The sequence below is a fragment of the Bacteroidota bacterium genome, from assembly GCA_008933805.1.
GTDB lineage: Bacteria > Bacteroidota > Bacteroidia > UBA8524 > UBA8524 > SB11.
In genome coordinates, this window is the sequence record WBUH01000021.1 from 35,150 (window position 1) to 56,850 (window position 21,701).

A 21,701-nucleotide genomic window follows, 5' to 3' on the forward strand; every position below is an offset into this window, starting at 1 on the left:
TCAAGTATTTTGACAGCACTACCCGATAATAAGAAAGTTTATTTTGCATCCGATTTTCACCTCGGAGTACCCGATTATGATAAAAGTTTGGTGCGCGAACGCCGCTTAGTTGCCTGGCTGGAAAGCATTAAACACGATGCTGCCGAAATTTACCTGGTGGGTGATTTGTTTGATTTTTGGTTTGAGTATAAGACGGTAATCCCTAAGTATTATACCCGTTTGCTGGGCAAACTGGCTGAGTTGCGCGATATGGGCATACCCATTACTTTTTTTACGGGCAACCACGATATGTGGATGTTCGGTTATTTTGAAAAGGAGCTGGGCATACCGGTAATACGCCAGCCCATTGAGCGGGTGATAAACGGTAAGAAATTTTACATAGCCCACGGTGATGGTCTTGGCCCCGGCGACCACGGGTATAAATTCATAAAAAAGGTATTTGCCAGTAAATTGTGTCAATGGGCATTCCGTTGGTTGCACCCCGATATAGGTATTGGTATCGCCAATTACTTTAGCCACAGCAGTCGCAAAGCCAACGGCGAAAAAGATTATGTGTTTTTGGGCGAAGACAATGAATGGCTGGTGATTTACAGCCGCGATATTCTAAAAACAGCTCATCACGATTATTTTATATACGGACACCGACACCTGCCGATGGATATTGAATTGCAGCCCGGCAGCAGGTACATAAACCTTGGCGATTGGATTAAACACTTTACCTACGCCGTTTTTGACGGTGAGAAGATGGAGCTTAAAGAGTTTGCAGGGTAATGGAGGAGCTTACTGCAAAAGACTTGCTACATAAAATTGTTGATTTTTTGCAGTATGATACGACCAGTGATGAGAATTTCTTTAATGCTGAGCGGCTTAAAAATAATCCTCCCCAATATTACAGGGCTCTTCAAATTCATGCAATGCTTGCTGCTTTTGGTGTAACAAAAGCACAAAACGCGTCCTTTGTTAATCAAATATTCAGCAATGTAAAGAGAGTTTATAAAGGCACTGAAATGCCGGATATTAAGGCTGAACTGGATTTCTTTATGCAGGGGGATTTCATAGATGATGAATTAGAATGGGTTAAGAAAATTCCTGAATTGGATAAGAGGATAAAGGAGTTTGCAAAAGAAAACGTAAAACTATCAGAAGATTTTTATCAAAGGCCACTTTCAATACAATGGCTATTTAGTGACCTTTTACATTTTAGAATCGATATTCAGAGATTTATTAAAGGCCCTTCTTGGTTTATGGAAGGGTTTAACATTGCGTTGTTTTATAGTCACAAGTTTCAGTTTGCGAGTAGGGATGCACTAATACCAATTGTTAAAGAAATGGATGAGACATTAGCCTTGCTTATCGACCCACATCAAAAAAGCATCACTATCGAAGAACTTAAGTCTAAATTCAATTACCCAAACGTTAATCTTTACGATGTGGATTCAGACTGGTTAACGAGAAATTATTAAAAATTTCAGCCATCACCCAACCATTTAAACGCAACCTACGTGTATAGGGTTGAAAGCAGAAAGTGTTTAGCAAAGCCAAAGCCCGAAAAGTTATCCTGCTGTAAGGATAATTAGTAAGGCATTGCAGATTTGGCAGCTATTGCAGTTTTGCTTGGGATACGGCAGAAGTTCGGATTTTTTGTATGTTAACTTTTGTTGCTGCTCTTTATTAATTGAAGGGGTAGCTGCAAAGGGATATGTTATAACAATGTGATTTTTACAATTGGGGTATGATGTACCCCTTGCTTTTTACTACTTTAGTACCTTTTTGCTGTAAGCCCATTGATGCACATAACCACAGACCTATTAACCAAGTGCATGGATAACGACCGGAAAGCCCAATTAGAGCTTTACAAGGTTTGTTATTCCTTTATTATGCGCATTTGTTACAGGTACTATACATCGGTGGATGATGCCAAAGTGGCTCACAATGAGAGTTTTTTAAAGATAGTAATGAACCTTAGCAAATACAAAGGAGATGCTCCTATAGAGGTTTGGATAAGAAGAATTACCATCAACACGATTATTGATAATTACAGGAAAGATAAAAAACTGAGAGAAACCATTGAGTTTGCAGATGTGAACGACCCTTCTTTTAAAGAAGAACCGCCAGAGGAGAATGAAGCTGAGATGAAATTGCAAACTGAGGATTTGTACAGATTGATACAATTACTACCCCCCATGTGCCGCAAAGTATTTAACTTGTACGTGGTAGATGGGTATAACCACAAAGAGATTGGCGAATTGCTGGGAATTTCGGAGGGTACTTCGAAATCGCAGTTGTTTGATGCACGTAAAAAACTGCAAGCCATGATAAAAGAGTATTACAAGCCAAAAGCTGCAAGAAATGAACAGGCTGAGTAAGAACGAAGAAGAAATACGCAAACAACTGAACGAGCAGGAGTTTGCTTTTGACGAGGCTCAATGGGCCGACGCAGAAGCATTACTTGATCGTGAAATGCCCGTGGAACGTAAAAAGAAAAGACGTTTTGTGTGGTTTTGGTTGTTGCCGTTGTTTGCTTTGTTGGGCATTGGCGGCTGGCTGGGCTATACCCACAGCAACGAGTTGTTGCAGCTTGTTAATGGCAAGACTGCTGTTGATTCTTCAAACACCGAAGTTCCGGTATTGAGTGAGAATGAAACATCAACTGATTACTACATTACAGAAGGGGCAGGCGATACCAGCTATTCACACAAAGAAGAAGGCAGTGCTGATGAGCCTCAGGAGTATGAAGTACAAGGAGGGCCACCTGCTTTGATGGCTGCCCAACTATCCAAACAAAACAGCGGACAAAAACAAACCTCTGCTCACAAAAATGAAGGTGAAAAGAGCGGAGATAAGAACGCAACTCACAATACCAAGGGAACAAATAACGGGGCAAGTAAAGGAGTCGACAATGATGGTGAGAAAAGGGACTCTAAACAGTTATTAGCCCAAGACAATAGTAGGGATAAAAGAAGTGATAATAAGGAAAAAGGTAATAATGGCGGTGGTGCTGAAACCTCTTCAACACTAAACCCTGAGGACGGAAAACAAAATAAGCAGGAGGTGCCGGCTGTAGTGCCAACAAAAGATAAGGATGAGGGCGTTAATGAAGGGCCGCAACAACCTGCTCCTACAGCCAAAGCAAGTTCTCCCGACAAAGCAGACAGTACCCAACAAAAAGTGGCTGCTGTTGATACGACTTCAACCAAAAAGAATAAAAAAGAAAAAGGACCTGTATTACTTAAAAACTCTATTAGCCCCATGATAATGGCAGGGTATTACAGGATTATAAATCCCACAGGTAATGATTTTAATATTATGCCTTACTACGGGTTGTTTTATAACCGCTACCTAACTTCAAAATTGCAGTTGGGACTTGGACTGGGCTATACAACTACAACTACTGAGGGATTGAACAAGGTATATACCAGCGAAACATATTCGTTTGGTGTGCAACGCGACCAAACAACAATTGGTACCCAAAAATTGTATTATATCGATATTCCGGTGGTAGCCCGTTACTCACCCATACCTGTATTTAGCTTGGTAGGTGGTTTTAGTGCCGGTTATTTGATTAATACACAAAATACGATAGCCCAAGAAAGCTATGGCAGTTTATCAGGGTTTAGTAGCAAAGTGCCAACCCAAGCTACTGCATACCGGCAAGGGATAGCCGATTGGAATTGGCAGTGGCAATTGGGTGTTGAAGGAAACTTCTTTAAGAACAGACTACATGTTGGATTTTTAACCACTAACGGGTTTTCTGATATTACCGTAAACGGGTACTATAACAACTCCGTTTTTGATAGAACACGACGCATACAGTTATACATACGCTATGATGTTATCAGGTTTTAAAAGATACCGCGCTATAGCCGCAGTGCTATTGGCCTGCCTGCTTACACTTGCTAACTGCAAGCGTAGCGAGGAGCCTTTTAACGATAAAAAGGAAGAACCGGTGTTTTCTATAAAAGGCACTGCTAGCGGACAACCTGTGCAAATGGTAGCAGGGGTAGACAGTTATTACTTGTATACCTCATACACATTTGATAGCTCTGTTGATGCATTTTCGTTTAGCGGAAACCTTAAAAGGACAGGTTGCTCAACCTGTAATCAATCGATTAAAATAACCATTTATGACAGTTTGACTAACAGTGGCAGCGACCCTGTAAATATTCAGCTTGCGTTAAGAGCTAAAAACTATAATTATCACGGCCCGCAGCAGGTTGTTTCTAAAACCTATAAGTACAACTTTAAGCCTGAAATAGAAGGGTATGTTAATCCCAGCTATAAATGGATTTTTGGTCCGGGTGATTCATCAAGTGTTTCAACACCCAGCCATACGTTCACGGATACCTTAGGTAAAAATATATGCCTTAGGGTTACAGATCAATTTAACAGCTGCGCAGATATTGCTTGTAATAATGTGACACCCGCAAGGGTTATTTCTGACACCGCCGTTCCAGACTTTACAGCTTCGGTAGTTTTTGATACGGCCTATTTTACTGCCAAAAACGCGGGGTCCAATGTGACATATTCATGGGATTTTGGTGATACACGCACGGGAACAGGGCTGCAACAGCAAAACGCGTATTCAGGTCCGGGAGTATATAATGTATGCCTTACAGTTACCAGTACAACGGGCGCTTTTCAGCCAAGGGTAATATGCAAAAAGGTAGCTTTTCAGGATACCGGTAAAAAGTGTATGGCCAGTTACTCATACGGAGGCTTAGTAATAGATAGCGTAGTTAGCCCTGTTAGTAAACTTTCTAAGGTTATCATTAGTTACATTGATGAAGCTGGGGAGGAATACGTGAGCGATTTTCAAAATCAACCGCCCACCTCTTTCTTTACCGTTTTAGCTGCCCAGCCATACACAGTGAACGAAAGAGGCGAAAAAACATACCGTCTGACGCTTAATTTCAGGTGCAGGGTGTTTAGTACTTCTACTACTAAATTTCAGGATTTAGATATTATCAACGGCGAAATAGCCGTAGCCTATCCGTAATTTACAAACAAGAATAGCTTTAATAAATAAGCCCGGCTTCAACCAAAAGCCGGGCTTTTCTCACACACACTTGCGGGTGTTTTTTTGGAAGGATTGCAGCCCGCAGTTATATATACGTGCAATTGATGAGTTTGGATTTTAGAAAGTGAAACTTTTTAAACAGATAAGTATCTTGCCGCTGTGAAAAAGTGGTTAGCACAGATAAAACAAAACCCATTGCCCTATTTGGCGATGAAGCTGGCAATGATAGCTTTGTTGGTTGCTTTACAATTTAATTGGGCATACGCCAATAATTTTTGGAGTGATATAACCACCCGCGTAATTGCTGCTGTGGTAGCCGGCGGGGTTTTAACCATTGCATACAGCCGCTTGTTTGTAGCTGCATTGGCTAAACTTACCGGCCTTGATACCCAAGCACTTTTGTCCAAAGCCTCTTTGGTTCATTTGCCATTACTAATTCCCTTTTTGGCAGCGGCTTTTCCTGATAAGGCAAAAATGCTGATAGTACTTGCCTTGGGTGGTTTTGCAGTTTTGGTAGCCGTGCTGTATATCATTCCCCGCGAAAAGGAAATAAAGCAGCACATGATGGCCAATGCGTCCTTCTTTCTAATGCTGTTTGCTATTGCAGCAGCGTTGGGAGCACGCAAGCTATTCATTCCCCAACCGTCAATGGATACGGTAAACTGGGTAATGCCTTGGCTTAACTATATTAAACAACATGGTTTTGCCGCTTATGGTGATACGTTTACCAACTATGCCCCTATATATACCTATATGTTGGGTATTGGCTCGCTATTACCGCTTACCGATTTGGAGATTATAAAATACATTTCCATTGCGTTTGATTTTATGGCAGCGTGGTACATCTACCGTATCATACAACTTAGGTATCCCGCCAGTTCTATTATGCCCGCGCTTGCGTTTACATCGTTTTTGTTTTTGCCTACAGTGCTTATAAATAGCAGCTTTTGGGGACAGTGTGATATTATATATGTTGCCTTTAGCCTTGCAGCTTTGTATTACTTGATGCTTGCCGATACACGACGGAATAACTTGTTTGCCATGGTGCTGTACGCAGTGGCGCTGAGTGTGAAATTACAGGCAATGCTGATAGCTCCTTTATTTGCTATCGCTTGGTTTAAACGCGATGTGAGGCTTACAGATTTTTTATTGATACCAGGAGTTTACATAGTACTAATGGTGCCCTGCCTGATAGCAGGCCGAGATTTTATGGATGTGTTGCTGGTGTATTTTAACATTGTTGATAATAACCCTGTGCTTACGGCCAACTCTCCCAACGTGTACCAATTGGTAGGCGATAATTTTATTTTTAACACTGCGGGGGTGATGGTTGCCTTTGGTGTGCAAGCCATTTTGATATTTGCTTCGGTTTGGAAACTTAAAAATAAACCGTTGGGGTTAGATATTACTGTACACCTTGCCTTTTTAATCACCCTAACCATGCCTTTTTTGTTGCCCCGCATGCACGAACGCTACTTTTTATTGGCGGAGTGCATTGCGTTGTTGTTTGCCTTTTACAATCCCCGCTATTTTTATATGCCGTTGGTGTTGGGTTTCATTTCGTTTTTTACCTACACCGAGTTTTTGTTTGCAAAGGTTTTTATCCCTTTTCATTGGCTCACATTGGCTGTTTTGGCGCTGATTTTAATTGTAGGCAAAACCTTATTACACAAACTTGACGATGGGAATTTGCAGTAAGCCACGAATAGCGGCTATCTTACAATAAATAATTCCCATGTCAATACACAAAAAGCTTACCACAGCAATATTTTCACTATTGCTTCTATTAGTAGGAGTTAGCGGATACTCACAAGTTAAAATAGGGTTTACAAATGGGCTTGCTAATACAAGCGTAAGCGCAGAGGGTTATGGGGTTGTTCCCCCTGAGGCTCGATCTAAATTTTCGGGTGCCTCTAGTTCTCGTACAACAATATTTGCACTTATACGGCTATCGGATTTTTTTAGTTTAAGACCTGAGGTAGCTCTTTATAATACCGGTTTTGCTGAGCAAACCGATACATCACGAATAGAAGCAATGACTTTTCCGGGATGGACAGATGATGTTTCAGTCTCATCTAAACATCGATTTTACAATTTGCAAGTGCCAATACTTATTAACTTTTCATTTCATTTGGCTGACTTAGGAAAGAGAACAGAGGATCCCGCTCAACAAAAAACGCTGTCGATGGATATTTTTGCAGGCCCTACATTTTCCTATACTGTAAAAGCGCGTTCGCAAGTTTCTAAACAACTTACCCGCAGCTCTAGCAACGACCCTTCATCTGAATTTAATTTTACTACCAGAGAGCAAACTAAAGTAGACTTGAAAAGTGATAAAGTAAATTATTATGATTGGGGTATTACAGGAGGCATTGGTATTAAAGGAAGGGTTAACAAATACTTGTGGCTTTGTGTAGAGGCAAGGCACTCTGTACTTTTTAGCAATAACCTTAATAAAGGGCATTGGGACAGGACAACACCAGACCCGGAAAAAATTGGACAGTTCAAGCACGAAAGCCCTGTTATCAAGCTAAAACATTCGCCAATTATTTCAGTTGGGCTAATTGTGGGTGTTAATTTAAAGAAACTTAAACTTTCGCCTGAACATTAATATCGGATAAGACAATAAAAAGGGCTTGTACTAAGTTTTTATGAAATAGCGGGAAAGATGTTGAAAAAACGCCCAAAATCAATAGATTTGTCTTTTTAAAAATAAAACTATAAACACGATGAAAAGAAATTTTACGGCAAAAGGCCTGTTTCTTTTAGCAGCATTAACCCTTACAGCGATTGTAAACACTGCCAGTGCACAGGTTGAGTGGGGGATTATAGGCGGTCTGAACAACTCTAATATGTCAGGTAAAAAATACACCAACATACTTAGCCCTGATCGTCCTAAATTTAGCGGTATCAGCCGTTTTAGGGTAGGTATTTTTATGGATTATCCATTGAATAACTACTTTAGCTTTAGCCCTGAGGTAGCCTACGCGGTTAAAGGTGCTGTGCAAAAGCTGGATACTTTCCGTTCATACACCGATGTTCCTCCGGGTTGGGATGATGACGTGAAAAGTGTTTCAAACCTTGATTTGAACTATATCGAAATACCATTGTTGTTCAGGGTTTCTATGCCTATCGGCCACCCAACAGCACTATACCCCTATGAAAACTCGGTAAAACCTTTTTACCTTGACTTTATGGCGGGTCCACACATATCGTATTTGTTGAGTGCAAAGAATGAGTTTAGCTATACTCAAACCCGTACATCAACCAACGACCCCAGCGAAGATTATAACTTCTCTAAAAAATTTAGTGGTAGCAACTCTCCTGCTAAAATTAAGAAGATTGATTATGGTTTTGTAGCGGGTGCTGCCCTTAAATGGAGGTTCAACCGCAAATCATACCTATGTCTTGACTTACGTTACACCATGTCGTTTGCCAATATTAACGGTGGATTTTGGGATCGTAACGTAGCTAAAGTTAGCGACCCAACACAACGTATCACTGAAAAGCCTAAAGTAAGCAACGCAGGCTCGTTTTCAGTATCGTTAGGTTTAATAACAAACTTTAGCAAACGCAGGTATTTCAACCTGTTTAAACCTGATAAAAACCGCCCCGACGGCAGGTAAGCTATTGTAATATTATTGTAAGAAATTAATTATCAAGGCCCTGTGTTTATTGAAACACGGGGCCTTGTTGTTTCTTTGCATTGTAAAATTAAAAAGTCTGTACCAACAAGCATTGTCATATTGAAGTCTCTGCTACAGTACTTACCAAAAACAAAATCTATGAAAAAACTATTTACCCACAAAATTCTCGTCTTATCTGCTATTGCCCTTGCTTTAATGGCGGCCGGTACGGCACTTAAAAACGGCGGAGGAGCACCGGTATCGCATACCAATGCCCCTGCTGAAGCCAACTGTACCACATCAGGTTGTCATAGCGGCTCACTTAACCCTACTTCATCAAACCTGGCTAACTTAACTCTTACAGGAACATTTACAGGTAACGGTTACATACCCGATAGTACCTATACAATGACCCTTACATACGCCCAAAGCGGTATCAACCGTTTCGGTATGGAGTTGACCTGTCTTACAAAAACCGGAAGCAACCCTGCCGGTACGTTAACAGCAGGTAGCGGAAGTCAAAAAATGACCGGAACAGTTACCGGCAAAACACGCGAATACTTAACACATACTTCGGCCTCATCATCAGGCTCAAGGACTTGGGTATTTACTTGGACTGCCCCATCAACCAACGTTGATACGGTTATGTTTTATGTGGTTGTGAACGCTGCTAACAGCGATGGTACTACCAGCGGTGACCAGATTTACGCGAAAGAGTTCAAATTCGGCCCTTCGTCATTGTTGCCTATTGCCTCTATTATGGCAAACAAAACCACTATTTGTGTTGGCGACACTGTGAAGTTTAGCGGAAGCGGAACAAACAGTCCTACCAGCTATGCTTGGAAATTCAGAGGAACTCCCTCAACCAGCTCAGCCCAAAACCCTGAGGTTATTTATAATAACCCCGGTACTTTCTTTGACACCTTAAGGGTGTTTAACGTTAAAGGTTCTTCGGCACCAGCAACTGTTAAAATTACCGTTACGTCAAAACCATCAGCTAATATTATCAGCACATTGCCGGGCAATACTATATGCGAAGGCGATACTGTTACTGTTTCCGCAGCTTTCTCAAGCACCAACAAGTATAAATGGGATACCGGTAATCCCGGCGATACATTTAACGTGGTGAAAATAACCCAAGGCGGCACCTATCGTGTTACGGTAACCTCTGCCGGAGGATGTAGCAGCGTTAGTGCTCCTGTAACGGTTACGGTTAAACCCAAACCCGTGGTAACAATTACTACTTCGGCTGTAAACGATTCAGTATGCCAAGGTGATAGCGTTACTTACACTGCAACCGCAGGGAATGACAATTACACATTCTCTGTAAACAGTACAACAGTACAAAACAGCGCATCAAATTCAATAAGGATACTTCCTGCATCAGGTACTGTGGTATCAGTTATTGCCCAAAAGAACGGCTGCCAAAGCAGTGCAGTGCAAAAAACAGTTACTGTTGTTGCTCCTGCTGCCGGCCCTACCATTTCATGCGGTACTCCAACAACTTCTGATGTTACCTTTAACTGGACTACTGTAGCAGGTGCTACCGGCTACGAGGTGAGCACCGATACCGGTAAAACATGGAACTCGCCCTCTACAGGTGCTGCCGGAACCAGCCACACTATTACCGGCTTAGGTTTTAGCACAAGCGTTAAACTATGGGTAAGGGCAAATACAAGCAGCCTTTGCGGCAAATCGCAAACAAGCAACCAAACTTGCGCTACCTTGTCATGCTCAGGTGTAACCTACAAAACCACCATTGGCGATACCTTGTTGTGTCCCGGCGATTCAACCACTATCACCCTTAGCGATTTTTCAACCAGCAAATACTCAATCAAGTTTAACAACGGAAGCTTTGCCTCTGATACAGTATTCTGGGCTAAACCAAACGCAACTACCAATTATCCTTTTGAGATAATAGACTCTACTAAACTAAACTGTGGTGCTGCACCATTTACAGTTTCAGTAGGAGTTGATAATGTTCCTACACTAACTGCCACAGCCGTTCCCGGAACCACCGTATGCTTTGGTAAAACAATTAACCTTACTTCAAGCACCGGCTTTAGCAGCTATACAGCTTTCAAAAACAGCGTTCCTACAGGAACTCCCAATGCTACAGGTGCATTTAACAACCTAACTGTTGTTAGCGGTGATAAAATGACTGTTGAAGGCCAAACGAGCGCAGGTTGTAAAGCAACCTCAAACGAGTTGACCTTTGTGGTTAATCCATTGCCAAAACCCGGTTTTACTGCAACTATAAACAACAAATCGGTGACGTTTGATGATACCACTACAACCTCTAACATCCGTGTTTGGACGTTTGGCGATAATACTGCACCTGTAATAACAACCAAAAACCCAACTCACAACTACGCTACAGTAGGCACGTTTGATGTGAAACTTGTAGTAATAGACAACAACCAATGTGTTGACTCAGTTACCAAGCAAATTACCACTACCAACGTATCTGTGGGCGAGATTGCCGGATTGAACGGCTTAGACGTTTATCCTAACCCAACTACCGGTGTATTACAATTGAATATTAACTGGCAAGGTAACAGTGTGTTAACTGTTAAAGTAACCGACATCACAGGTAAAACTGTTTATACAGAAGCAATTGAAGATAAAGGAGCGATTAAACAAACCATTAACCTTCAACACTTGCCTAACGGTACTTACTTATTGCACTTACAATCTGCCGACGGTGAGAAAACACTGAAAGTATTGAAACAGGACAAATAATACAGGGACTCCCTGATAAATTAAAAGCAGGTACTGTTCAGTACCTGCTTTTTTGTTTTAGGGTAAAGTGTACAAGAATAGCTTTTTTGTTTCTGGGATAACTAATGCCAATGTTTAGCCAATAAACAACCCAACGTGGGTAGCGATATAGCTTAAAACATTGTGAGGATAAGCGATAAGCTTGTGTGTAGGTTCGGGGCCCGTAACGGGCAATGCATTGAAAGTACTTAGTGTTACATCAAAAAAACAGAGTTAAGCAGCTTGTTTTCTGATGTTGCTTATCCTGCGGGATAACACATCTTCTTCAATGCTCATTCTGAATTTGATTTTAAAATAACGCTGAAGCGCCTTAACATCTACTTTGGACTTTGTAGCATACCTTTTTAGGGTTTCGCTGATTAAATCTCTCATGACGTGTGTGGTTTATGTGTGTGTGTAAGTTTTTTATTTAAGCAGCAGCTTTAACTATGTAAACGCAATTAAACAAATATAAGTTTTATAATGGTAAACTTTTTTTAAGCATTTGATAATAACTTTACAATATATATGCACAATGATTAAGAAAGCCTTCGTTGTAGTTGTTTTATTGTTGTTGATAAGTAATTTGTATGCACAAAAATCAGCAGTTGTAGCGGGTCCGTTGCTGGGATACGTTGATTTTAGGGAGGCCTGCGTATGGGTACAGGTGAACAAAGAAGCCAAGCTAACGCTGAAATATTTTGCCCACCCCGATACCGTTTACCAAACCCAAACAGTGGTGGCCAAGCAAGAAACCCATTACTCGGCAAAGCTTGTGCTTGATAATATTGAGCCTGCCAAAACCTATACTTACCAGATATGGATTGATGGCAAACAGGCTGCCCCAAAGAAAAATTATAACCTAAAAGTGCCGGCGTTGTGGAAATGGCGCGGCGACCCTCCTGCATTTAAGTTTGCCACCGGTAGCTGTCACTATGCCAACCAAACCATACACGACCGCCCCGGTACACCCTACGGAGATACTTTACCTGGTATTTTTAACAGCATTGTTACCAAACAGCCCGAGTTTATGCTATGGCTGGGCGATAACATTTATTTGCGAGAGCCTGACTGGAACAGTAAAACAGGGGTGTATAAACGCTACGACCACGTGCGCAGTAACCCTGAATTGAACAACCTTTTTTCGTTTTGTCCCAACTATGCCATTTGGGACGACCACGATTTTGGCCCTAACAATGCCGATCGCGGTTTTTGGAACAAACAAACTACTTTGCAAGCGTTTAAAGACTACTGGCCCAACCCAAGCTTCGGGGTGAACGGGGAGGAAGGTATTACAACATATTTTAACTATGCTGACGCCGATTTTTTCTTACTGGACGACAGATACTACCGCAGTCCTGAGAAAACGCCTGTATATGACGCAGAAGTGCTTGGGGCTACCCAGTTACAATGGTTAAAGGATAATCTTTTGGCCAGTGGGTCAAAATTTAAGTTTATAGCCGTTGGCAGTCAGTTTTTAAATACTTCCGAAGAGGCGGGCGAAACCTTTATCAGTGCACCCAAAGAGCGACAAGAAATAATCAGCTTTATCCATAAGCATAAAATCAAAAACGTAATTTTCTTAACAGGAGACAGGCATCACAGCGAAATAAGCATCTTAAAAACCGATAGCCTGCCCACCATTTATGATGTTACCGTTTCGCCATTATCATCGGGTGCAGGAAATAGGGCACAGCAGGAAAAAAACACACTGCGTGTGGACGGTACGCTGATAACCGGAAAGCGCAACTTTGCCACGCTTGAAATAACCGGTGCCCGCAACCAACGGGTGCTTACCATTGTGTATTACGGTCGCGAGGGAGAAGAAATCAATCGTTTTCAGATAAGCGCAGAGTAGAGTCCTGCCGAACTTGTTTCGACATCTCATCACCATTCACATGATTTCCCTATGCGATCCCGAACCGAGTTCGGGATGACGGTGGTTTTCCTCCTACTACATCCTCCTCCAAGAGGAGAGAGTTTTATATTTTCTTTTATATCATTTAAACAATTGTTAATCAAATTTTTATGCGTGTTATAAAAACAATGTTAGAAAATGGGGTACAACATAGGTGTTCACACTTAGTTGTTTTGGTAAAGAGGTTTTAACTCCAAAGAGACGGCCACCGTCAAGGCCATTTGCTCCTTTGGGTCGGGTTCGACCATATAGCGAAGGTAACAATTACTTCTTAAAATGGTTGCCGTGCCGTTGGAACTTTCAGAGGTGGTTAAGATGTAGGCAAGCTGCTTGGTAAAGATTTCGTTGCGGAGGTTGTTGGTGAAGTTAATATAAAGAGGGGTTTCGTTTAGAGTTTCGTCCACAAGACAGATTAAATATACCCCGCCCAGTTTGGGCAACGTAGTGATGTCGATTGTGTAATATTGATATGCGGTGCTATTAAGAAAGGATTTTGCACGTTCTTGCAGTTCATTCCATCGGTTAGGTAGCAGTATCATTCCTATATCAAATAAAAGGTTTAAAAATAGCCGCACCAAAATTGGTGCGGCTATGGTGTAAAACACTGTGCATCCCTTTAGAGCGGGACAATTATATAAATCGGAGTTGTGAGCAGCTTATTCGTTGTTTTTGATAAAATGCTTGACAAAAGGCACATTATCTACATACACCACCATGTTGTACACGTCAACAGGCAAACCTGCTATAGTAACAGTATGGCTGTGGTTGCCTGCTAACAGTTCTCCCAATGCTATATCACTCACTACCTTACTACCAAACTTGTTAAACACAGCTATTTTTACATCACCGTCAATATTCATGTCCATATTCACTGTGATAATATCAGTAGCAGGGTTGGGGGTTAGGGTGTAGGTTACTGAGGGGTCATTAGAACCGCCGCCACTACCCTGTGAACCACCGTTCTGTCCATTTCCCTGTAAAGGTTGATATGGGAATAACATTGCGCACGTTTTAATGTTTTCTGCGTATTCTAACTCAGTGATTTCCTCTGCTATTACCTTACGTTCATTTTCAATAACGCAATTCCAATAGTTCAAACGGTCGATGTCGTCGGTTTGTACAAAAGTGCTGATGTCAGAATTTATCTCCAGTGCGTCGGCGTATTTACCAAACATCCAATGCACAATCATCCGGTCAAGTTCTATGTTAAACTTCACACGGTAATGAGGGGTATCGTTTGTGTTTACTAAGTCGTTGACTGTATTTAACTGGTCAAACAAGGCGTTAGCGGCCAATAGTTGATTAGCCACTCCTGCTGCATCCCCAACAAACACTTGTGCGCCGATTGCATCCCCGATGCTGGCAAGGTATTTTTGATACCCAAACACATTCATTTCTTTAGTCTCAGGACTGATAAGACTTGAGGTTGCTGTTAACAAGTTGGCAAGGTTTAATAAGCCCTGCTTTAACACCCTTTCTTCACTGCCACCAACGGTCAAAGGCACTGTTTCGGTAAAGCCTGTAAACACATTCCTAAAGGCAGTTTTAACGTTCGTTCCCATGTAAGTTCCGTTGGGTACGTTTTCAGTTGTGCTGATACCCCCGAAGTTCCCGTCAAAGGACGACAGCACACTGCCGTTACGATAAATGTTAAGTGTTGCACCGCCACCTACGGGTGGTTTTTTAGTATCAGGGTCAAAGTTTAAAGGGTCAGATAATGCCGAAGTCCATGCGCTAATCGGACAGGTGGTTGTTGTAGCGGATTGTACGCCCAAAATATAGCGGGGTGTATAGTTTTCATTAATGGCAAAGTGAATAGAACCTGCATTGTTTACGCTAATAAAGTTTGGCGGAAGTGGGGGTGTAACATAAGCAACGTTTGCTTGTGGCCCCCAATAATTGTTGTTAATCGTTAAGTCTTGGATTGAAGTATTCAGCGTATTGCTTGGGCGTGTTATCACTAACGATGAATGCAGAGGATTGCTACTGCCAACGTTATAAAAACTATTGTATCCATTATCCAAATGGGTGGTTAGGAAAAAGGGACTAAGTAATCCGTATGGTGAAGTAACTTTAGCCCCGTTCTTACCGCTTGGTATGTTAAGGTAGTTATAGCCGCCGTTTAAGGGGCTGCCTCCAACCAGTGAAATGCCAGTGGACGGAATAGCTGCACTTATGTTTAAGCTGCCGTAGTTATAAAAATCAATGGCTTGTTCGTTTTGGAAAAAGTGGTTACAGGCAAGGGTGGCAACTGCTTTGTCACCGTGAAACCCTGTTGCGGTTTTTGAAAACACGTTACCTGTTACCCCAACATCGGCATAGTTAGCACTGGTGATTTCAAAACCAAACCCTGTGGGGTTGTTACCTGCTCCTTTAATTGTGTTTGACTCAAAACGAAGGGTGCGGGCAAAATCAATTGCCTGTACGGCCTGTCCGCAGTCTATAAATTCGTTTGCAAAAATGTGGGTTCTACCGTTGCGCACCTGTACGCCGTAATCACAATTTATAAAATCGTTGTAGTGGATTTTAATATCGTAATGTCCTTGTGGGTTTAAAATGGTAAAGGCTGTTTTAGCGTCTGAAAAGGTGTTATCAGTAATGTATTGGGGGTGTTGGATGCCGTAAATGGTAATACCCTTGTGTATGCGGGTATTTCCGTTGTTATCGGTTACGTTAGGAATACGGGTAATGATATTGTTTACAATGTGAAAATCACAAGGCAGTACCATGCTCGCATTTAGTCCCAATTCTGCGGTTATTCCTTCAATTTTGAACAGTTTTAGGTTTTTGGGTGGGTGCAAACGGGTGTTGTTGGCTATCTCAATGCGTTTCCTTTTAAGACTGTCGGTAAAAACCATTTGGCAGTTGTTGCCGTTCACCAAGATATTCGGGTTTTTGTCTTGGGCTTCTATATCAAATAAAACAAACCCGCTTCCTTTGGTTGAAAACACAGCGTTGGGCATCAATTCAAGCGTCCCGCGTATTTCTAAAACTGAATTAGTATTCTTTAAGTCAATGTTTGCATTGGGATGAAATTGCAGCGTGGCACCTTTTTCTATTATCACCCTTGAGTTTGCAAGAATATCAAGGTTAGAGCCTGCTTTTAAGATTAGTTTTGTACCACTTGAAAAGCGCAGAACAGCATTTGTGTCTGCATTATGACCAACTTGTATCCTTGCTCCGTTCAACACCATTTCAACCGTTGAGTTATTGCATACCTTCACATCTTCAAGTAAGGTAAGTTTACCACCTCCGCCTTGTATAATTAGGTTTTTGTTGAGGTAGCGTTCAAAGTTTATTCCGTGCTCTTTTGAGTCGTAATCATACTTTCTGATTTTACGCTCAATGGTTAGGGTAGAAACATTTGTTTCAGGTATAATTAACTCTGTAAGGCCATCCCAAAACCCATTATTTCGGGCATTGCTAATCTCGTGAAATTTAGACGATGCACACGGGCAAATAACTTCGGGGGTGTAGGTAGGCAGGTTTTGTGATTGGTCAAACGACAAGTGAAAAAGATTGTATAAAATCATGTAATCTAAGCCCGGTTGGTTGCCTTTTATCCAAGCATTGCTCCAATCGTGATTGGCTGCTTCATTTTTCATCCAGCGGTTGTCAAATGACCAGTAATTGCCACCATTACCACGCAGGGTAGAGTCGGCGGGAGTTTCGTCCTCTGTATATAAAAAGCATCCGTGGCAAAGGGGCATACTATCTAATAATGTTTTGTAAAAATCCCGCTCAAGCGCATTGGTCTGCTGGTTAAACATCACATTTGACATCAGCGGGTATATCATCAGGTTTCTATCGTTAGAAAAATCCACAATTTTTTGGTAATCACTCATGCGCCCAATAGCTTCTAACATCAAAATCATACGCATATTCATAGCGTAATTGCTAAATGTTTCATCAAAGCAAACTATTTCCAAATCAACGGGAAAAATTCCTACCTCTAAACAAGGGTCGTGCCCTACGATAATATCATCGTAAAACACCTTTAAATCTTGAAACGAAATTTCATCAATTATCTCGAAATTAGGGTCGGTTTCAGAATTTCGGGTGTACCTGAAAGAGCAATCCACTTGTTCACCTGTAATTGCTTCAACTACTGTCATTAGTGGGTAAGCAAGCAGCATTATAAAACGGTCATGGCCTCCTGTGGTTTCCCAATGAAATACAGGGTTATTGAAAGTATAGTTTTGTTGGATAAATAAACCGTCGTTATTTGGAGTAAACTCGTTCACCACATTAAACTTTTTTAACAAAAGTCGGTCTCGCATCCGTTTGGTCATGTTTTTTACCTCAGTAAATAGGTAAAAGCCTGTGCTATCGTTTTGGGGGTTAACGTACACATCACCAACAAACTTTTGTACAAACCTAAAGCCTAATAACAAGGCAACCATTTGGTCGATGCTTGGTTCATTGCCTGCTTGAAAATGCTCGGCATTAGGTATCGGGTCTGCATCTTTGTTAAAATAATCAGAATGGGGCTTTACCATGCCCATTGTTCCCCAATTAATATTAAAATTACTATCAACATCATCTCGGATAAACCAGCCGTTTAAATTTTCTTGTACGCTCTGTTGTTTTAATTTTCTTGCGTATTGAACCTCTCCTGTTAAATCCAATCTTCTTATTGCGTTAATTGCATAGTAAAGTTCATTTAATGTAGCTTGTGTGGGCAGGTTATCTCGTTTTAAGAGTTCATACTCAGTAGCTAACACTGCAATGTACCAACCCAATTGTGAGGTAGCGTCGCTCCAGCGCATATTGTTTTTCGTACGGTCTCTAATATTAGCGGGGATACTCTCTCCTTGGTTTGGTCCGATTTTCACAAAGAACTTACGAAGTCGGTCGCGGTTTTCCCAATACTTTTTAAGGTTGGCATCGGGAGATTGTGCGTTTGATAATTTGGGCAACAGGCATAGCATAGCCATTGCCACTAAGAATAGCTTAATTTTCATGCGATTTGAAAGGGGGTTAGTTAAGTATTATTTTATTATATGATAGCGAATAAGGTTCCATGTTTCATTATCAGTAAGGTTCTCCTTTTTAATAATTCCGACATCTTTAGCCCAAAAAAGATTAATATTTTTTCGATTGAAAATAAGTGATTTAGTAATATTTACCTTAATAACTTTTGGGAAAGTAAATAATGTATCGTACATATCCTGTAAGACGTATTGTGAGTTTTGCCCCGAAAAGTCCGCTACTCCGCCATATCCTTTCGTAAATGGATAATCCCATGAGATGCTTTCACCAAGAACATTACCAACTTTATACTTATAACATGATAATCCATAGCACGGCCATTTGGAACCTTCTTTTATGCAACCCGCACTACCTTGAGTTGACATTGCATACTTATACGTGTATCCATCAAAAAAACTTACTGTATAACATTCCACAACTTCATAGCTTTCGCCTTGTGAAGATGGAGTAGTCATTTGCTTTTTGTTAACTGAGACTACTACACTATCAATTTCGCCAGTTTTATCATTCTGAAATATCCAATATGAACCTTGTTTGAAGTAAAAATAATCCAATACTTCTTGCGGGATATACCAGTCCTTTGGCCATTGGTTTGTAGGTGGCGGCGGCACAGGCTCCCCGCCGTCGCAGGCATTAAACAATAAAGTTGTGGGTATAAACCATAGCAATAGAATGTATAGCTTTTTCATATCGGATTATTAGATTTTAAGATGCAGGTAAAACTGTTCACTTGTAATTGCTAAGTTAGTAATTATTGCTTTCAATTGATTTGCACTAATTGCAAGCCAACTTTTTACTTTTACGGAATTTTGCAAACTGATACTTTTCATCTTATTAACGTTAAACCTAAAAAACTCAAAAAGGGTGCGAACCTCAGCTAATCCCGCAGCGTTAGGTACGGCCAGTACCCATCCAAACGGAATAGCAAAAGGAACACACCCTTTTCAAGGGCGTGTTCTTCTGCAATTCCCCTTTGGATTTAAAATTGGCCGTTTTAACGTTGAGGGAACTAACAAAAGGACACGTTATATTTATCCTTATAGTCTAAGTTTCGATGTTTCTATTTACCTACAAAGGTAGTAAACAACACTCCGTTGCACAATACCCAACAACACGTTGTTTTTAGAAACAAACCGTTTTTTGCTTGTATAAAGAGCATGGGTTTTGGTGCTGCTGCACCCCAAACAGTAAAACAGTGATGCAAACATTAATAATATCCATAACAAATAATACAGTGAAAACACCCATTTTTATTGTACACATTTTGTAGTAAAAAAAATAGATATTGCAGGTAACTTATACCTTCAATTGTTTGCACTTACACTTATTGTTGGGAAATTAGACTAATAAACTATGAAAACAAAAACCTACTTCTTGATGCTCACAGTATTATTATGCTTCCCATTAGCTGCACAAAACGTTAACAGGGCTGGAATATCTCCCGCCATTGATTATTCAGGTCGGTTTTCCCGCAAATGGAGTGGTAATTTTTATACGTTCAGTGCGTTTCACCTGTACGATTTTTCACAACAAAAAATACCAAGGGAAGGTAGGTACTACTTTTTAAACGCAGAGGCATACATATCCTACCATACCTCTGAAAAACTTTCTCTTTCGGGAGGGTATGTTTTTCAACGCTTCATTCCTCTTTACCCCCGCTATTTAGATGAAAATCGTTTATTTATACAAGTCTCAAGAAATCACTTATGGGATTCAACTGTTGTTAAACAGCGACTTCGGTTTGAACTAATGAATTACTCTTTAATATCAACAAGCAGCAGACAGTATCACCGCTTGCGTTATCGGTTAGGAATTGAAAGCCCAATATCCGACAAGTTGTACTTTACAGCATTTATCGAGCCTTTTATAAACACAAGCGAAAAAATCAATTACCGATGGATTGAAAACTGGTTATACGTTGGCATTGGAAGACATAGAAACCACCGAAACCGATTAGAATTGGGTGGTATGAATATTTCGTGGAGATTGAGAAAGAACGGTTGGTTTAATCAATTTTACCTTCAAGCATCATGGATAAGAACTTTATCGCCTAAGAAGTGATAGCCATCAACAACGTGTTGTATCGTCCTGTTTTTCGGATAAAAACATTTGTATGCTGTATCAAAACAAAAAAACCGCCCATTGATTACAATGAGCGGCTTACAATAGTAAAGTCGATTGTTCTTTATTTAGCAGCCATTAGTGCCCCAAACTTCATCAATCCGTACACAAATGCCCTATACATTCCAGAGCTAACACCACTTTCCGCATCTTTAACAAGTTTATTTGTTTGTTTCCAAATATCCTCTGGGGCATCGCTGCTGGGAATGCAGATATAGTGAACCGCTCCGTTTGAAATATCGGTACGCCTAAATATCATCATTACCGCACAAGGCTTGGTTTGCCCGTCCCTGAACAGTCCTTTAAATTCACATTGGCGTTTTTCTTTGCCTTCTTCAATGGTAAAAGTACCGTAATCTTTAAAACTATATCCTTTCTTCATGTCTAATCCACTCTCCACTTGGGTCTTGTACCCTTTGGTAATGTAATTGTACTCTTCTTGGGTGGTTTGGGAAATGGCAGGTAGAGAAACTGCCAAAAGCAGTGCGATAATGATGTTTTTCATAATTGTTTAATAGTTTTTAATATTAAAAGGTGCAAAATAGGGTCGCATTCTATTAAAATGCCAATCCTATTGCGGGTTTCGTATTCTTACAATTCATTTTCAATGTATTAAATTTTACTGCAATACTTTCTCACTGACATTATACTGCAAACCTGTTTGCCCGTATCGGTTTTTAGTGGCAACGGCGTAATTGTTTACAAACGTATTATCGGCTTTTACCACTTCGATATTAATCCCTGCATCATAGAGGGGTTTGGTACCGCCGCGTATCTTATTGCTTGCGGTACGTTGAAACAGCACAATAAAAATGGTATCGGGATAATCCTTCCTCAGCTTATCAAACTCTGAACTGTCAACATCGAGTTTTGTCCAACTGTCGATAATCACTACATCAAAAAGCCTTGCCCCCTCTCTCACGTCTTTAAGGGTACTTTCTTCTGTAACCGTTACTTTTGGAATATTGCGGGGGGAAAGGTGGTCTTTACGGTTACACACGATAATATCACTGTTTGCCCCGATTTCTAACGAGTAAAACAAGACGGTTCTTCCCGTTTCTGCAAACGCATCCGCCAATTGGAATGCCAATTGTGTTTTACCCGCGCCTTGGTCGCCCTCAAGGGTGATGGCCAACCGATACGGCTCCAGCTTGCCTAACAGTTTACCCAAATCACCTTTGAGAACAAACGTGTTTTTCGGGGGGCGTATATCGGCAATGGGGATAAAACGCAAACGTCCTAAATTTCTTTCGGGCGGCCTTTCGGA

The 21,701-nt window shown here is 41.0% G+C and carries 16 protein-coding genes; 11 read left to right on the forward strand and 5 right to left on the reverse strand.

The features are described 5' to 3' along the window. The first annotated feature begins 6 nt into the window (after positions 1-6). From F9K23_16940 to F9K23_16985, 10 genes are all read left to right on the forward strand, one after another. A complete protein-coding gene (locus tag F9K23_16940) occupies positions 7-771 on the forward strand; it encodes a UDP-2,3-diacylglucosamine diphosphatase (GenBank protein KAB2913510.1) in 765 nt (254 codons plus the stop codon). Next, positions 771-1,463: a hypothetical protein gene (locus F9K23_16945; protein ID KAB2913511.1), complete on the forward strand. Its 693-nt coding sequence runs from the start codon at positions 771-773 to the stop codon at positions 1,461-1,463. The genes F9K23_16940 and F9K23_16945 overlap by 1 nt, the downstream gene beginning before the upstream one ends. Positions 1,464-1,787: 324 nt before the next feature. Then, the gene (locus F9K23_16950) at positions 1,788-2,366 is read left to right on the forward strand and encodes an RNA polymerase sigma factor (GenBank protein ID KAB2913512.1); all 579 of its coding nucleotides are present in this window, start codon (positions 1,788-1,790) and stop codon (positions 2,364-2,366) included. After that, positions 2,350-3,846 carry an outer membrane beta-barrel protein gene (locus F9K23_16955; protein KAB2913513.1) on the forward strand — a complete coding sequence of 499 codons (1,497 nt, stop codon included), beginning with the start codon at positions 2,350-2,352 and terminating at the stop codon, positions 3,844-3,846. The genes F9K23_16950 and F9K23_16955 overlap by 17 nt, the downstream gene beginning before the upstream one ends. Then, on the forward strand, positions 3,827-4,996 hold the full coding sequence (locus F9K23_16960) for a PKD domain-containing protein (GenBank protein ID KAB2913514.1): 1,170 nt from the start codon (positions 3,827-3,829) through the stop codon (positions 4,994-4,996). Before F9K23_16955 ends, F9K23_16960 begins: the two co-directional genes overlap by 20 nt. Before the next feature lie 180 nt (positions 4,997-5,176). Further along, on the forward strand, positions 5,177-6,715 hold the full coding sequence (locus tag F9K23_16965; protein ID KAB2913515.1) for a hypothetical protein: 1,539 nt from the start codon (positions 5,177-5,179) through the stop codon (positions 6,713-6,715). Positions 6,716-6,752: 37 nt separating this feature from the next. Then, positions 6,753-7,628: an outer membrane beta-barrel protein gene (locus F9K23_16970; protein KAB2913516.1), complete on the forward strand. Its 876-nt coding sequence runs from the start codon at positions 6,753-6,755 to the stop codon at positions 7,626-7,628. A gap of 118 nt (positions 7,629-7,746) precedes the next feature. Further along, entirely contained in the window at positions 7,747-8,643 is an 897-nt protein-coding gene (locus F9K23_16975) for a PorT family protein (GenBank protein ID KAB2913517.1), read from the forward strand. Positions 8,644-8,802: 159 nt separating this feature from the next. After that, a complete protein-coding gene (locus F9K23_16980; GenBank protein KAB2913518.1) occupies positions 8,803-11,385 on the forward strand; it encodes a T9SS type A sorting domain-containing protein in 2,583 nt (860 codons plus the stop codon). 553 nt (positions 11,386-11,938) lie between these two features. Then, positions 11,939-13,261 (forward strand): alkaline phosphatase family protein, encoded by a 1,323-nt coding sequence (locus tag F9K23_16985; protein ID KAB2913519.1) that lies wholly within the window; start codon positions 11,939-11,941, stop codon positions 13,259-13,261. A gap of 224 nt (positions 13,262-13,485) precedes the next feature. On the opposite strand, the gene F9K23_16990 is transcribed toward F9K23_16985, so the two are convergent. The 3 genes from F9K23_16990 to F9K23_17000 form a co-directional block, all read right to left on the reverse strand. Further along, on the reverse strand, positions 13,486-13,860 hold the full coding sequence (locus F9K23_16990; GenBank protein ID KAB2913520.1) for a hypothetical protein: 375 nt from the start codon (positions 13,858-13,860) through the stop codon (positions 13,486-13,488). Positions 13,861-13,977: 117 nt separating this feature from the next. Next, complete coding sequence (locus tag F9K23_16995) at positions 13,978-18,285, reverse strand: hypothetical protein (GenBank protein KAB2913521.1); 4,308 nt, start codon at positions 18,283-18,285, stop codon at positions 13,978-13,980. Between the two features lie 27 nt (positions 18,286-18,312). Further along, a complete protein-coding gene (locus F9K23_17000) occupies positions 18,313-19,002 on the reverse strand; it encodes a hypothetical protein (GenBank protein ID KAB2913522.1) in 690 nt (229 codons plus the stop codon). Between the two features lie 664 nt (positions 19,003-19,666). Here F9K23_17000 and F9K23_17005 point away from each other — a divergent pair. After that, positions 19,667-20,374, forward strand: coding sequence for a DUF2490 domain-containing protein (locus F9K23_17005; GenBank protein ID KAB2913523.1), 708 nt, complete (start codon positions 19,667-19,669; stop codon positions 20,372-20,374). A 124-nt stretch (positions 20,375-20,498) separates the two neighbouring features. Here F9K23_17005 and F9K23_17010 read toward each other — a convergent pair whose 3' ends face one another. Both F9K23_17010 and F9K23_17015 read right to left on the reverse strand, forming a co-directional pair. Further along, positions 20,499-20,939, reverse strand: coding sequence for a hypothetical protein (locus F9K23_17010; GenBank protein ID KAB2913524.1), 441 nt, complete (start codon positions 20,937-20,939; stop codon positions 20,499-20,501). Positions 20,940-21,053: 114 nt separating this feature from the next. Beyond that, on the reverse strand, positions 21,054-21,668 hold the full coding sequence (locus F9K23_17015) for a hypothetical protein (GenBank protein KAB2913525.1): 615 nt from the start codon (positions 21,666-21,668) through the stop codon (positions 21,054-21,056). Positions 21,669-21,701 lie beyond the last annotated feature (33 nt).